Annotated in this window: 14 protein-coding genes; 8 read left to right on the top strand and 6 right to left on the bottom strand. The window is 73.1% G+C overall.

What is annotated here, in order from left to right; translation table 11 throughout:
- The coding region (locus tag ABZ371_RS18745) for an FAD-binding dehydrogenase (RefSeq protein WP_358680609.1) at positions 1-1,619 on the bottom strand (1,619 nt) is incomplete at its 3' end.
- A 161-nt stretch (positions 1,620-1,780) separates the two neighbouring features.
- Between ABZ371_RS18745 and ABZ371_RS18750 the strand changes: the two genes are divergently transcribed.
- From ABZ371_RS18750 to ABZ371_RS18765, 4 genes are read left to right on the top strand one after another with little or no spacing between them, the layout of a single operon-like run.
- A complete protein-coding gene (locus tag ABZ371_RS18750; RefSeq protein WP_358680612.1) occupies positions 1,781-2,698 on the top strand; it encodes a DMT family transporter in 918 nt (305 codons plus the stop codon).
- Positions 2,685-3,212, top strand: a complete 528-nt coding sequence (locus tag ABZ371_RS18755; protein ID WP_358680615.1) for an NUDIX domain-containing protein — start codon at positions 2,685-2,687, stop codon at positions 3,210-3,212. The genes ABZ371_RS18750 and ABZ371_RS18755 overlap by 14 nt, the downstream gene beginning before the upstream one ends.
- Positions 3,209-3,607, top strand: coding sequence for a DUF202 domain-containing protein (locus ABZ371_RS18760; protein ID WP_358680618.1), 399 nt, complete (start codon positions 3,209-3,211; stop codon positions 3,605-3,607). Before ABZ371_RS18755 ends, ABZ371_RS18760 begins: the two co-directional genes overlap by 4 nt.
- On the top strand, positions 3,604-3,915 hold the full coding sequence (locus tag ABZ371_RS18765; protein ID WP_358680621.1) for a DUF202 domain-containing protein: 312 nt from the start codon (positions 3,604-3,606) through the stop codon (positions 3,913-3,915). The genes ABZ371_RS18760 and ABZ371_RS18765 overlap by 4 nt, the downstream gene beginning before the upstream one ends.
- A 13-nt stretch (positions 3,916-3,928) precedes the next feature.
- Here ABZ371_RS18765 and ABZ371_RS18770 read toward each other — a convergent pair whose 3' ends face one another.
- On the bottom strand, positions 3,929-4,867 hold the full coding sequence (locus ABZ371_RS18770; RefSeq protein WP_358680624.1) for an NADP-dependent oxidoreductase: 939 nt from the start codon (positions 4,865-4,867) through the stop codon (positions 3,929-3,931).
- 189 nt (positions 4,868-5,056) lie between these two features.
- Between ABZ371_RS18770 and ABZ371_RS18775 the strand changes: the two genes are divergently transcribed.
- Together ABZ371_RS18775 and ABZ371_RS18780 are read left to right on the top strand one after the other, a co-directional pair.
- Complete coding sequence (locus ABZ371_RS18775; RefSeq protein WP_358680627.1) at positions 5,057-6,079, top strand: phosphotransferase family protein; 1,023 nt, start codon at positions 5,057-5,059, stop codon at positions 6,077-6,079.
- 8 nt (positions 6,080-6,087) lie between these two features.
- Positions 6,088-7,302: an acyl-CoA dehydrogenase family protein gene (locus ABZ371_RS18780; protein ID WP_358680630.1), complete on the top strand. Its 1,215-nt coding sequence runs from the start codon at positions 6,088-6,090 to the stop codon at positions 7,300-7,302.
- Positions 7,303-7,368: 66 nt separating this feature from the next.
- Here the strand turns inward: ABZ371_RS18780 and ABZ371_RS18785 are convergent, their stop codons facing one another.
- The gene (locus tag ABZ371_RS18785) at positions 7,369-8,679 is read right to left on the bottom strand and encodes a M28 family metallopeptidase (RefSeq protein ID WP_358680633.1); all 1,311 of its coding nucleotides are present in this window, start codon (positions 8,677-8,679) and stop codon (positions 7,369-7,371) included.
- Between the two features lie 413 nt (positions 8,680-9,092).
- Here ABZ371_RS18785 and ABZ371_RS18790 point away from each other — a divergent pair, with 413 nt between their 5' ends.
- Positions 9,093-9,416, top strand: coding sequence for a hypothetical protein (locus ABZ371_RS18790; protein WP_358680636.1), 324 nt, complete (start codon positions 9,093-9,095; stop codon positions 9,414-9,416).
- 27 nt (positions 9,417-9,443) lie between these two features.
- On the opposite strand, the gene ABZ371_RS18795 is transcribed toward ABZ371_RS18790, so the two are convergent.
- Genes ABZ371_RS18795 through ABZ371_RS18805 form a run of 3 tightly spaced genes read right to left on the bottom strand, consistent with a single transcriptional unit; the run spans position 9,444 to position 12,502 of the window.
- The gene (locus tag ABZ371_RS18795; RefSeq protein WP_358680638.1) at positions 9,444-10,037 is read right to left on the bottom strand and encodes a TetR/AcrR family transcriptional regulator; all 594 of its coding nucleotides are present in this window, start codon (positions 10,035-10,037) and stop codon (positions 9,444-9,446) included.
- Between the two features lie 36 nt (positions 10,038-10,073).
- On the bottom strand, positions 10,074-11,741 hold the full coding sequence (locus tag ABZ371_RS18800) for an AMP-binding protein (protein WP_358680641.1): 1,668 nt from the start codon (positions 11,739-11,741) through the stop codon (positions 10,074-10,076).
- A complete protein-coding gene (locus ABZ371_RS18805; RefSeq protein WP_358680644.1) occupies positions 11,738-12,502 on the bottom strand; it encodes an SDR family oxidoreductase in 765 nt (254 codons plus the stop codon). Before ABZ371_RS18805 ends, ABZ371_RS18800 begins: the two co-directional genes overlap by 4 nt.
- 173 nt (positions 12,503-12,675) lie before the next feature.
- Here ABZ371_RS18805 and ABZ371_RS18810 point away from each other — a divergent pair, with 173 nt between their 5' ends.
- Positions 12,676-13,932, top strand: coding sequence for a DUF1343 domain-containing protein (locus ABZ371_RS18810; protein WP_358680647.1), 1,257 nt, complete (start codon positions 12,676-12,678; stop codon positions 13,930-13,932).
- Positions 13,933-14,017: the final 85 nt, after the last annotated feature.

Below are 14,017 nucleotides of genomic sequence, written 5' to 3' on the forward strand. Positions count from 1 at the left end.
CGGCCCGAGAAGATGCAGCCGCCGAGGAACGTGCCCTCCAGGGAGCGGTAGCCGTGGACCCCGCCGCCGCCGAAGCCCGCCGCCTCGCCCGCCGCGTACACGCCGGGCAGCGGGGAGCCGTCCGCCGTCAGCACCCGGGAGGACAGGTCCGTCTCCAGCCCCCCGAGGGACTTGCGGGTCAGGATGTTGAGCCGCACCGCGATCAGCGGGCCGGCCGCCGGGTCGAGGATGCGGTGCGGGCGTGCCGTGCGGATCAGCTTGTCGCCCAGGTAGGTACGGGCCCCGCGGATCGCCGTGACCTGGAGGTCCTTGGTGAAGGGGTTGGCGATCTCCCGGTCGCGCGCCGTCACCTCGCGGCGCAGGGCCTCCTCGTCGATGAGCGAGTCGCCCGTCAGCGCGTTCATGCCCCGCACCAGCGCGCCCAGGTCCTTCTCGACGACGAAGTCCACCCCCTTGTCCATGAACGCCCTGACGGGGGCCGGCACGTCGGCGCGGGCCCTGCCGATCACGTCACGGACCGACTTGCCGGTCAGGTCCGGGTTCTGCTCGGACCCGGAGAGCGCGAACTCCTTGCCGATGATCTTCCGGTCCAGGACGAACCAGGTGTAGCCGTGCCCGGACCTCATGATGTGTTCCAGGGTTCCCAGCGTGTCGAAGCCGGGGAAGAGCGGGACGGGCAGCCGCTTGCCGGTGGCGTCCAGCCAGAGGGAGGACGGGCCGGGCAGGATCCGGATGCCGTGCTTGTCCCAGACGGGGTTCCAGTTCTCGATGCCCTCGGTGTAGTGCCACATCCGGTCGCGGTTGATCTGCCGGGCTCCCGCCTTCTCCGCGACGCCCAGCATCAGTCCGTCGACGTGGGCGGGGACCCCGGAGAGCAGCTTCTCGGGCGGGGTGCCCAGCCGCTCGGGCCACTGGGCGCGCACGAGGTCGTGGTTGCCTCCGATGCCTCCGGAGGTGACGATCACGGCCTGGGCGCGCAGCTCGAAGGCGCCGGTGACCTCGCGGCTGCTCGCGGTGCCCCGCTCGGCGCCGCTCTCCCGCAGGATCTCGCCGGTGACCGTGTCGACCGACCCGGCGGAGCGGCCGAGGCCGGTCACCCGGTGGCGGAACCGGGTGCGGACGAGGCCCTTCGCCATGCCTTCGCGGACCCTCCGCTCGAAGGGGGCGACGACACCGGGCCCGGTGCCCCAGGTGATGTGGAAGCGGGGGACGGAGTTGCCGTGGCCGTTCGCGTCGTAGCCGCCCCGCTCGGCCCAGCCGACCACGGGGAAGAACCGCAGCCCCTGGGCGTGGAGCCAGGACCGCTTCTCCCCGGCCGCGAAGTCGACGTACGCCTCGGCCCACCGGCGCGGCCAGTGGTCCTCCTCGCGGTCGAAGCCGGCCGTGCCGTACCAGTCCTGGAGGGCCAGCTCGTGGCTGTCCTTGATCCGCATCCGGCGCTGTTCGGGTGAGTCGACGAGGAAGAGGCCGCCGAAGGACCAGTGGGCCTGGCCGCCGACGGACTGCTCGGGCTCCTGGTCCAGCAGGATGACCGTCCGGCCGGCGTCGACGAGCTCGGCGGTGGCCACGAGACCCGCGAGCCCCGCCCCGATCACGATGACATCAGCGTCGTACGCCATGGATCTCCGTCCCTGGGGGCACGCGGGGCGAGCCGGCGCGGTGCCGGCCCGGTGCGAAGTTACCCGTGCGTCAGATCTTGGGTACCGGCCGCCCCCCACGTCAACCGTCCGGTGGACGGCGCCTCACGTGTCCCGAACGGCTGCGGGGCTATCGTCGGACCGTGTCCTTGCTGGTACTGCTGCTCTCCCTTGGCGCCGCGTGCTGTACGGGCTTCGGCTTCGTCCTGCAGCAGGACGCGGCCCGCCGCGCGCCGCCCGGCGACTTCCTGTCGCCCCGAATCCTGCTGGACCTGATGAGGGTGCCGAGCTGGCTGGCCGGCATCGGCGCGATGATCTGCGGCATGGTCCTCGGGGCGCTGGCCCTCGGGCAGGGCGAGGTGTCCGTCGTCGAGCCGCTGCTGGCCACCAACCTGCTCTTCGCGCTGGCGCTGTCCCGCTACTTCACCGGCCAGCGTCTCGGCCGCCAGGGATGGGGCGGCCTCTGGCTGCTGGCCGGCGGCGTCACCGCCTTCCTGCTCGGCGGCCAGCCGCGCGGCGGCGAGGCCGTGACCGAGCCCTTGCGCCACTGGCTGGTGATCGGCGTCGTCGCGGGGCTGGCACTGGCCCTGACCGCGTTCGCCCGCCACCCGCGCACCCCGTGGGCCCCCGCCCTCCTCGGGCTGGCGGGCGGCCTGCTCTACGGGCTCCAGGACGCGCTGACCCGGGTCTGCGGTCTGCGGCTGGCCGACGGCGGCTGGGGGGCGCTGTTCACGAGCTGGCAGCCGTACGCGCTCGTCGTCATGGGGGTGACCAGCCTGATCATCGTCCAGAGCGCCTTCGAGGCGGGTCCGCTGCGGATGTCCCTGCCCGCGCTGACCGCCGCCCAGCCGCTGGCCGGGATCGTCTGCGGGATCGGGTTCCTCGGCGACCAGGTGCGTACGGACGTCGGCGCCCTGGCCTGGCAGGCCGCGGGCCTCGCCGCGATCGTGGCCGGGATCGTGCTGCTCGGGCTCCATCCCGCGATGCCGGCGGGCAAGGAGCGGCACGGCTCCACGGAGGTGCACGGCATGCGGTTGGATGGACGCCATGACCCCCGCTGACGAGATCCTGGACATCGTGGACGAGAACGACGAGGTGGTGGGGCGGGCCCCGCGCGGCGAGGCGACCGCCCGGGGCCTGCGCCACCGCTGCGTCTTCGTCGAGGCCAGGGACGCGGCGGGCAGGGTCTTCGTGCACCGCAGGACGGCCACCAAGCTGGTCTTCCCCTCGCACCACGACATGTTCGTCGGCGGGGTCGTGGGCGCGGGCGAGTCCTACGACGACGCGGCGCTGCGGGAGGCGGAGGAGGAGCTGGGCGTCCGGGGCCTGCCCCGCCCCGAGCCGCTGTTCAGGTTTCTGTACGAGGACGACGGGCACAGCTGGTGGTCGGCGGTGTACCAGGTGCGGTGCGAGCTGCCGGTGCGTCCGCAGGCGGAGGAGGTGGCCTGGCACACCTTCCTCGGCGACGCCGAGCTGGAGCGGCGGCTCGGGGAGCTGCTGTGGGTGCCGGACGGGCTGGAGGCGTACCACCGGCTGCGGCGGTTCCGGTCGGCCGCGGGGGCGGGCGGTTCGTGAGCGGCTTCCTGCGTGGTCTGCGGACGTGGCTCGCGCCGCAGGAGATCCGTGCGGAGGGCGACACCCCGGACTACCGCTTCTCGCTGGCCAACGAGCGCACCTTCCTGGCCTGGATCCGGACCGCCCTCGCGCTGATCGGCGGCGGTTTCGCCGTGGACCAGTTCCTGCCCGGTCTCGTCCACGGGGTCCGGACCGGTCTGGCCCTCGCGCTGCTGGCCGCCGGTGTGCTCTGCTCGCTGCGGGCGGTCAACCACTGGGTGCGGTGCGAGCGGGCGATGCGGCGGGGCGAGGACCTGCCCGTGTCGCGTTTCCCGGCGCTGCTGAGCCTCGCCGTGGCCGTGGTCGCCATGGCGATGGTGGTGGTCGTGCTGTTCGGCTGGGAGGGCGCACGGTGACGGCGCCGGGCCGCGATCCGGGCCTCCAGCCGGAGCGGACCCGCCTCGCCTGGCGGCGTACGACGCTGTCCTGCACGGTGGTGGCCCTGCTCGCGGGCCGTCAGGTGTTGCACGGCGGGGTGAGCGGGGCGGGGGTGGCCGCCTTGGCGCTGACCGTGCCGGCCTGGCTGCTCTTCCTGGGGGTGGCGCACCGCCGTATCGCGGGCACGGCGACCGCCGAGCCGGCGCCGCTGTCCCCGCGGCTGGCCGTCACGGCCGCCGCGTGCGCGGCCGCCCTCGCTGTGTGCGCCGCCGCGATGCTGTTCTGACGCCCGGCCGGGGTCAGCCCCTCCCCCCTCCGACGGTGACGACGATCTTCCCCCGGGTGCGGCCCTGCTCGTTGAGCCGGTAGGCGTCGACCGCCTGTTCCAGCGGGAAGACGCGGTCCACGTGGACGGTGATGATGCCCTGTTCGGCCAGTTCCGCGAGGTGTGCGAGGTCCTGGGCGTCCGGCCGCACGAAGGCGTAGCGGCCGCCGTGGGAGAAGACGTCCGCGTCGGCGATGGAGGCGAGCCGGCCGCCGCTCGCGAGGGTCTCGGCCGAGACCCGGAGCGCCTCCCCGCCGACCGTGTCGAACGCGGCGTCGAAGCCGTCGGGTGCCAGGGCGCGCAGGCGGTCGGCGAGGCCGTCGCCGTACTCCACCGGTTCACCGCCCAGCCGCCGCACGTAGTCGTGGTTGCGGGGGCCGGCCGTGCCGATCACCCGGCAGCCCGCGTGCCGGGCCAGCTGGACGGCGAGGGAGCCGACGCCGCCCGCGGCGGCGTGGACGAGGACCGTCTCGCCGTCCCGGACCCGGAGCACCCGGTGCAGCACCTGGTGGGCGGTGAGGCCGCACAGGGGCAGGCCGGCGGCTTCCTCGAAGCTCAGGCTGAGGGGTTTGCGGGCGAGGGTGCGCACGGGGGCGGCGACGTACTCGGCGAACGTCCCACGGGAGAGGAAGTCCTCGCGGACGTAGCCGATGACCTCGTCACCCACCTCGAACTCGTCGACGGCGGCGCCGGGCTGCACGACCACGCCGGAGACGTCCCAGCCGGGGATGACGGGGAAGACGGCCTCCAGCGCCGTTCGCAGATATCCCTCGCGGGCCTTCCAGTCGACCGGGTTCACGGCCGCGGCCCGCACCTCGACCAGGACCGAGTCCGGCCCGACCTTCGGGTCGGGCCGCTCGCCGTACTCCAGGACGTCGGCACCGCCGTACCTGCTGTAGCTGATCGCCTTCATCCTTCGACGATCGGTGCGGGCCGGGGCCGTCGCAACTCAGGGCACGCCCGTCCGCCCGGGGCACCCGTCCGCCGGGCCGCCGGGTCATCGGCCCGGATCACACAGCTGATTACGGGCGGAGACTGGACGACATACCGACTGGTCGGCATCATGGTCCCGATCGTTCCCACCGCCCCGGAGGTGCGCACCATGAGCCCAGTCCACCCGCCAGGTCTCGACCTCGACCTGCTGCGCGGCCATCTCGACCGCGAGCGGCCGGGCCTGGTGAGCGGACCGCTCGACGCCCGGCTCATCGAGGGCGGACGCTCCAACCTCACCTACGTCGTCACCGACGGTACCGGGCAGTGGGTCGTCCGCCGCCCGCCCCTCGGCCACGTACTGGCCACCGCGCACGACATGAAGCGCGAGCACCGGGTGATCAGCGCCCTGCACCCGACGGCCGTACCCGTGCCCGAGCCGGTCCTCCTCTGCGAGGACGACTCGGTCATCGGCGCCTCCTTCTACGTCATGGAGTACGTCGAGGGCACCCCGTACCGGACCGCCGAGCAGCTCGCCCCGCTCGGCGCCGAGCGGACCCGGGCGGCCGTGCTCGGACTCGTGGACACGCTGGTCGATCTGCACGCCGTGGATCCCGCGTCGGTCGGGCTGGGCGACTTCGGGCGGCCGGAGGGCTTCCTGGACCGGCAGCTGCGGCGCTGGGGCAAGCAGCTGGACGCCTCACGCAACCGCGAGCTGGCCGGGATCGACGAGCTGCACGCCGCACTCGGCCGTGAACTCCCCACCTCCCCCGCGCCCACCGTCGTGCACGGCGACTACCGCCTGGACAACGTGCTGATCGGTCCCGACGACCGCATCAAGGCGGTGCTGGACTGGGAGATGTCGACCCTGGGCGACCCGCTGACCGACCTCGGCCTGCTCGTGATGTACAGCTCCGACCTGGACGTTCCGCAGTCCCCGGTCTCCACCACCAGCGGCGCGGCCGGCCACCCGAGCCCCGCCGAGCTGATCGAGCGCTATGCCGCCCGATCCGGCCGGGACACCTCGGCCATCGCCTGGTACACGGCCTTCGCGTGGTTCAAGCTCGCCGTGATCCTCGAGGGCATCCACTACCGCTACACCCAGGGCCAGACCGTCGGAGCCGGCTTCGACCGCATCGGCGACCTCGTCCCGGTCTTCATCGCGCACGGCCTCACCACCCTCCAGGAAGGCTGACCCACCCCATGGACTTCGCATTCGACGCCCGCACCGAAGAGCTGCGCAGCAGGCTGCTCACCTTCATGGACGAGCACGTGTATCCGGCCGAGGAGGTCGCCGAGGAGCAGCGCGCGCAGCTGGCCTCCCCGTGGGACACCCCGCGCGTGGTGGAGGACCTGAAGGCGGAGGCCCGCCGCCAGGGCCTGTGGAACCTCTTCCTCCCGGACGCCGGGTACGGTGCCGGGCTGACCAACCTCCAGTACGCCCCGCTCGCCGAGATCACCGGCCGCAGCCCGCACCTGGCGCCGACCGCGCTGAACTGCGCGGCGCCGGACACCGGCAACATGGAGGTGCTCTCCCAGTTCGGCTCGGACGAGCAGAAGAAGCAGTGGCTGGAGCCGCTGCTCGCCGGGGAGATCCGCTCGGCGTTCGCGATGACGGAGCCGGAGGTGGCCTCCTCGGACGCGACGAACGTCGAGACCCGGATCGCCCGGGACGGCGACAGCTATGTCGTCAACGGCCGTAAGTGGTACATCTCCGGGGCGATGAACCCGGACTGCGCGGTCTTCATCGTCATGGGCAAGACGGACCCGGACGGCGAGGACATCCGCCGCCAGCAGTCGATGATCCTGGTCCCGCGCGACACCCCCGGCCTCGAGGTGCGGCGTGCGATGCGGGTGTACGGCTACGAGGACCACTCCCACGGCGGCCACGCCGAGGTCGTCCTCACCGACGTGCGCGTGCCCGCCGCGAACCTGGTCGGCGAGGAGGGCGGCGGCTTCGCCATCGCCCAGGCGCGGCTGGGCCCGGGCCGCATCCACCACTGCATGCGGTTGATCGGGATGGCCGAGCGGGCGATCGAGCTGATGTGCCGGCGGGCCGTGGCCCGGACGGCCTTCGGCAAGCCGCTGGCCCAGCAGGGCGTCGTGCAGAACTGGATCGCGGACGCCCGGGTGACGGTGGAGCAGCTGCGGCTGCTGGTGCTCAAGACGGCCTGGCTGATGGACACCGTGGGCAACCGCGGCGCCCACACCGAGATCCAGGCGATCAAGATCGCCACGCCGCGCGCGGTCTGCGGCATCCTCGACCAGGCGGTGCAGCTGTTCGGCGCCGGCGGGGTCAGCCAGGACTTCCCGCTGGCCGAGCTGTGGGCGTCCGCGCGGACCCTGCGGCTCGCGGACGGTCCTGACGAGGTGCACCAGCGGTCGCTGGCGCGACGGGAGATCAAGAAGTACCTCTGACGGTCCGCCGCGGCCGGTGACGCACTGCGGGGAGGCGGCGGGCGGCCGCCTCCCCGGACCGGTGGATCAGAAGGTGAGCTGCCAGCTGTCGATGTAGCCGGTGTCCTGCGCGGCGATGTCCCGCACCTGGAGCTTCCAGGTGCCGTTGGCGGTCTCGGCCGACGCGTTGACGGTGTACGTCGCGACCACGTTGTCCGCGGAGTCGCTGCTGCTGGAGTTCTTCAGGCGGTAGGCCGTGCCGTCGGGCGCGAGGAGGTCGACGACGAGGTCCCCGCGGTAGGTGTGCTTGATGTCGACGCCCACCTTGAGCGCGGACGGGGCGTTGCCCGTGCGGCCGGTGACGGCGACCGGCGAGGTCACCACGGCGCCGTTGTCGGGCACCGCGACGTCGGCGGCGTTGCTGAAGACGGTGCCGGTGGGCGGGGTGCCCGTCCCGGCGGACAGGGTCCAGACGGCGTGGGCGACGGCGTCGCTGTTGCGGTCCAGGGCCGTGTCGTTGATGTTGGCCGTGGTGTCGCACGACGAGTGGTAGCAGCGGTCGAAGGCCTGCCCCGCCGTGCCGCCCCACTTCTGGGCCTGGGCGCTCGTCTTGGTGTAGTCGGCGCCGGAGAAGAGGCCGCCCACGGGGACTCCGGCGTTCTTGAACGGGGCGTGGTCGGAGCGGCCGTCGCCCTCGGTCTCGATCTCGGTGGGTATGGACAGGCCCGCGTAGTAGTCCTTGAAGGTCTGCTCGATGACCGGGTCGTCGTCGTAGACGAAGTACCCCGGGTTCGGCGAGCCGATCATGTCGAAGTTGAGGTAGCCGGCGAGCTTGGCACGTTCGGTGGAGGCCAGGTTGCTGACGTAGTACTTCGAACCGACGAGGCCCAGTTCCTCGGCGCCCCACCAGGCGAAGCGCAGGTGCTTGTCCGGTGCGAGCTGCGCCCGCGAGACCGCGAGGGCCGTCTCCAGGACGGCGGCCGAACCCGATCCGTTGTCGTTGATGCCGGCGCCGGAGGTCACCGAGTCGAGGTGGGAGCCGGCCATGAGGACCCGGTTGGGGTCTCCGCCCGGCCAGTCGGCGATCAGGTTGTACCCGGTGGCCCCACCGGAGGTGAACTGCTGGAGCGACGTGGTGTATCCGGCCGCGTCCAGTTTGGCCCTCACGTAGTCGACGGACGCCTTGTAGCCGGCCCGGCCGTGGGCGCGGTTGCCGCCATTGGCGGTGGCGATGGACTGGAGCTGGGTGAGGTGCGCCTTGACGTTGGCGAGCGGGATGTCGGGGGCGGCGGCCGCCACGGGTGCGGGGGCGGCCTGGACCGCGGGGGCCGCGGTCGCGAGGAGGGCGGCGACGGCGAGTGCCGCCGCTGCCAGGGATCTGCTACGGGCAGGTGTCATCGATGGCTCCGGATTCCGTGGGGATGGACGGAACGTGCGGGGGGTCACCGGGCCGTGCACGGCCCGGGGCCTGGAGCGGTGGGGCGGGACGTGCGTCCCCGATGCTCGGCCAGATGACCGAGGACCGTCAAGGGTGGAATCCGGACAACGGTGTTCGCTGACCGGACACTCGGACACCCCCGGCACCCGGCGTCCTGGGAGGGGCGGAGCACGGCACGGGATCCCCGCGCGTGCCGGAGCACAGGGCGGCCGGCCGTGCGCCCGGGGCGCTCGTCCCCGGTGTTCCGCCTGCTCGACGCGGATCGCGCGCCGCCGTCGGGCCCCTTGGCGGGGTGGGCCCAGGACCGCACACTCCGAGTGGGTTCCCGGCCGGGACGCCCGCCCCCGGCGTCGTGTGAACCGAGAGCCCCTCCATGCGCCTGATGCACCTGTCCGCCGCCGCGCTGTCCGCCGCGGCACTCCTGCTCGCCGCCGCCCCCACCTCCGCCTCGGCCCACACGCACGACCCGGAAACGCACCCCGCCGTCACCACCTTCGACGGCGGATTCGAGACACCGGACGTCCCGGCGCCGTCCCCCTTCACCGGATACGCCGGCGGGCAGCAGGCCGGACCCTGGACGGCCGGTGGCGACAGCGTCGATCCGGTCTCCGACCGCCTGTGGGACGCCGCGGGACCGGTCATCGACGACGTGCGGATCCGCAGTTTCCTGCTGGTGCTCTGCCCGCCGGCGTCCTGACCGCGCGGCACCGCCCCGGCCCCGCCGTCAGGGGCGCAGGGCCCTCAGCAGCAGGTCCGCCAGGTGGTCGGCGACCTCGCGCTGGGTCAGGGGCCCGTCCGGGCGGTACCAGGTGGACAGGTGGTGCACCGAGCCGAAGTGGTAGTCGACGACGAGGTCGGCGGGGGTAGCGGTGGAGAAGACCCCGGCCCGCTGGCCCTCCTCGATCAGGGCGCGGAAACGCTCGTGGTAGCGGCGGCGCTCCATGCGGACCTGCTTGTTCTTCTCCGGGCTCAGGTGGTGCATCGAGCGGAAGAAGATCGAGGCGTCGTCGAGGTTGTCGATGGTGGTGACCACCACGTCCGCCGCCGCGTCCCGCAACCGCCGCTCGATCGGCGCCTCGGCGTTCGCGTAGGCGTCGAGCCGCTCCTGCTGGAGCCGCAGCACCCGGGCGTAGACCTCCTGGAGGAGGTCCTCCTTGGAGCCGAAGTAGTGGTACAGGGCGCCCTTGGTCACGCCCGCCGCCTCGACGATCTCCTGGACCGAGGTGCGGTCGTAGCCGCGCTCCGCGAAGAGCCGGGTGGCGGCGGCCAGCAGCCTCTGGGGGACGGGCGTACCGTTCCCGTCCATCGCCTTGGCCATCGCCTCCACCTGTCCTCTCGTCCGTACACGCACCGTCTACCGGGGGGAACGCAGTTCCCGCCTGAGGATCTTCCCACTTGCCGTCTTGGGGAGCTCCGTCAGGACCTCCACCTCGCGCGGGTACTTGTACGCGGCGAGGCGCTCCTTGCAGTACGCGCTCAGCTCCGCGGGCTGCGCCGCCGCACCGGGGCGCAGGCTGACGTAGGCCCGCACGGTCTCCCCGCGGTAGGCGTCGGGGACGCCCACGACGGCCGCCTCGCGGACCGCGGGGTGGGTGTAGAGGACGTCCTCCACCTCCCGGGGCCAGACCTTGAAGCCGGAGGCGTTGATCATGTCCTTCTTGCGGTCGACGACGTAGAGCCAGCCCTCCACGTCCATGAAGCCGATGTCCCCGGTGCGCAGCTCCCCGTCCGGGAAGGTGGCTTCGGTGGCCTGCGGGAGGTTCCAGTAGCCGGCGGCGACCTGCGGTCCGCGGATGGCGATCTCGCCCTGTTCGCCGAACGGGACGTCGTGCCCCTTCTCGTCGATGATCCGCACCACGGTGTCGGGGCCGGGGACGCCGACGGACAGGGTTCCGGAGGCCGGGTCGACGGGGGCCTCGCGCTCGGGCGGCACCGAGGCGCAGGGCGCGGTGCACTCGGTGAGGCCGTAGCCGTTGCGGATGTAGGGGCCGAATCCGGCGCGGAACTTCTCCACCAGGGCGGGCGGCAGGGGTGCGCCGCCCGAGGAGATCACCTTGAAGGAGGTGAAGTGCTCCGGTGTCGCCTGCGGGTGCGCCGCGAGGGCCATGAAGGCGGTCGAGGGGCCGACCGTGTAGGCCGGCCGGTGCGCGGCGAAGGCCTCCAGGACGACGCTCGCCTCGAAGCGGTAGGTCAGCACGAGGGTGCCGGCGTTGGCGACGCAGGCGGCGAGCTGGCACACCATGCCGGTGATGTGGAAGAGCGGGGCGAGCGCGAAGTAGGCGGAGCCCTCCTCGATGGGGTGGCCGGCCCGCTGCCGCTCCGCGTTCACCATGATGTTGCCGTGGGTGTTCATGGCGCCCTTGGGGGTGCCGCTCGTCCCGGAGGTGTAGCTGATCAGGGCGGTGTCCGAGGCGGAGAGCTCCCGGCCCCCGGGGGCCGGGAGGCCGCGGCGGGCCACGGCCACCAGGTCGGCGGCGCCGTCGCCGGGGCCCGGCGCGGGGAGCCGCTCGAAGCCGAGCACCCGCGGGTCGTCGGCCGTCTGGAGGTCGAGCTCGCAGGCCGTGAGGGCGATCCGCACGCCCGGGGCGGCCTCCGCGGTGGCCCGCAGGTAGGACGCCCAGGCGCGGTCGGAGCAGATCAGCGCGCTCACACCGGCGTCGGCCAGGACGTGGCCGACCTCGCCGGACTTGTACATGGGGTTGAGCGGGACGACCGTCGCACCCGCCTTCCACGCCCCGAACAGCGCGAGGACGAAGTGCGGGGTGTTCTGCAGCATGATCGCCACCCGGTCGCCGCGCCGCAGCCCCTCGGCGGCGAGGTGCCCGGCCACGGAGTCCGACAGTGCGTCGGCCTCCCGGTAGTCGAGGCGTCCGTCGAAGTAGGCCAGCGCGGTGCGCTCCGGGGCGCGGGCGACGGCCGCGCGGAAGGCGTGGACCATGGTCTCGGCCGGCTGGACGGGGGCGAGCTGCGCCTCGCTGAGCAGGGCGGTCCAGGGCTTCGCCGCGTAGATCGACTCGGTCATGCGCCGGTCGCCTCCCACTTCCTCTGCAGATGGTTCATGTTGCCGAGCCACTGGTCGGGGTCCTTGGCCCGCGCCCGGTAGTACCCGGCCACCTCGGGGTGCGGCAGCACGAGGAAGCGGTCGTGCTCCATGGCGTCGAACAGGGCGTCGGCGACGGCTGCCGGCTCGATCGCGGTAGGGGCGAGGACGAGGTCGCCCGCGGAACCCGCCGCCGTCAGCATGTCCGTACGCACGCCCTGCGGGCAGATCGCGTGCACCTTGACGCCCCGGTGCCGATAGGTCAGGGAGAGCCATTCCGCGAAGGCGACGGCACCGTGCTTCGTGACGCTGTACGGAGCCGCTCCGATCATCGTCAGCAGTCCGGCCGCCGACGCGGTGGAGACGAAGCGGCCGGCGCCGCGCTCCAGCCAGTCCGGCAGGAGTTGCCTGGCGGCGCGGACGTGCGCCATCACGTTGACGTCCCAGGCCGCGGCCCAGACGTCCTCGTCGGCGAAGGCGTCGCCGCCCGAGGCGAGGCCCGCGTTGGCGCAGTAGACGTCCACCGTGCCCCCGAGGGCGTCACGGGCCGCCTCCACGATGCCGGAGGCGTCGCCGGACACGGCGGTGCCTCCGATCTCCTCGGCGAGGGGCCCGATCCGGTCGCCGTCGAGGTCGTTGACGACGACCCGGGCGCCCTCCGCGGCGAATCTGCGGGCCAGAGCCGCGCCGATGCCTCCGCCCGCTCCCGTCACCACTACGCCGGCACCCTGCACCGCACTCATCCGTTCCGCCTCTCTCAGCCGTCTACCCCCGGCAGACTAACCAGTCGGTATGTGATCCGGGAAGGGGGTCGGGACAGGACGGGGAATCTGCCCGGTCAGGGGCGTTCCGTGGCGCGCGTGCCCGCGCTAGCGTGCGTGACCACGGCAGTCGGCGCGATCATGGAGGTAGCGGAATGACCCTGTCCAGACGTGGTGTGCTGACCGTCGGCGGCGCGGTGGGGGCCCTCGCGGCCGCCGGGGCAGGCCCGGCCGCCGCCTCCGGGCCCGGTGGCGGGCGCCCGGGTGTGCGGACCGGTTTCGCCCGGCTGGCCGCTGACGGGTACCGGGCGCTGGCGGGCCGGAAGGTGGGCGTGGTCACCAATCCCACGGGCGTCACCTCGGACGTGCGGCACATCGTCGACGTGATGCACCCGGACGGCCGGGTGGACCTGACGGCCGTCTTCGGACCCGAGCACGGCTTCCGGGGGACCGCGCAGGCGGGTGGTTCGGAGGGCCGGTACGAGGACCCGGCGACGGGTCTGCCGGTCTACGACACCTACCTCAAGAGCGGGCAGGCGCTCGCCGACGTCTTCACCGCGTCCGGTGTCGACACGGTGGTCTTCGACATCCAGGACGCCGGGGCCCGCTTCTACACGTACATCTGGACGCTGTACGACTGCATGGAGGCGGCCGCGCTCGCGGGCAGGCGGTTCGTGGTGCTGGACCGGCCGAACCCCGTGACCGGGCGGGCCGCCCTCGGTCCCGTGCTCGATCCGGCGTTCGCCACGTTCGTGGGGCGCCGCGAGATCGCGCAGGCGCACGGGATGACCGTCGCCGAGCTGGCGCTGCTGTTCAACGCGGAGTTCCTCGCCGACCGGCCGGTGGAGCTGGAGGTCGTGCGGATGTCGGGCTGGCGGCGGTCCGACTTCTTCGACGCGACGGGGCTGCCGTGGGTGCCGCCCAGCCCGAACATGCCGACCCCGGACACGGCGCTGGTCTATCCGGGCACCTGCCTGTTCGAGGGGACGAACCTGTCCGAGGGCCGGGGCACCACCCGACCCTTCGAACTGCTGGGCGCGGAGGGGATCGACCACCGGTGGGCGGCGGCGGCGAACGCGCTGGAGCTGCCGGGAGTGGCCTTCCGCGAGGCGTACTTCGCGCCGACGTTCTCCAAGTTCCAGGGCCGGACCGTGGGAGGTGTGCAGCTGCACGTCCACGACCGGGAGGCGTTCGACCCGGTCCGCACCGGGATCGCGCTGCTGGTCACGGCGAAGCGGACGTGGAGCGGGTTCGCCTGGCGCGCGGACAACTGGATCGACAAGCTCACCGGCAACACCCGGGTGCGCACGATGATCGACGCGGGCGCCGGGACGGACGAGGTGGTGGCCGCCTGGTCGGCGGACCTGGCGGCTTTCCGGGCGGTGCGGCGGGAGTACCTCCTGTACCGGTGAGCAGCCGGTACCGCTGCCGCACGCGCGGGCCGGGACGGTCCCCCGCCGGCCCGCGCGAAGGCCCCCGCACCGCCGTGGAGCGCGG

Origin of the sequence: Streptomyces sp. NPDC005899, from assembly GCF_040629645.1 — a bacterium.
Classification (GTDB): Bacteria; Actinomycetota; Actinomycetes; order Streptomycetales; family Streptomycetaceae; genus Streptomyces.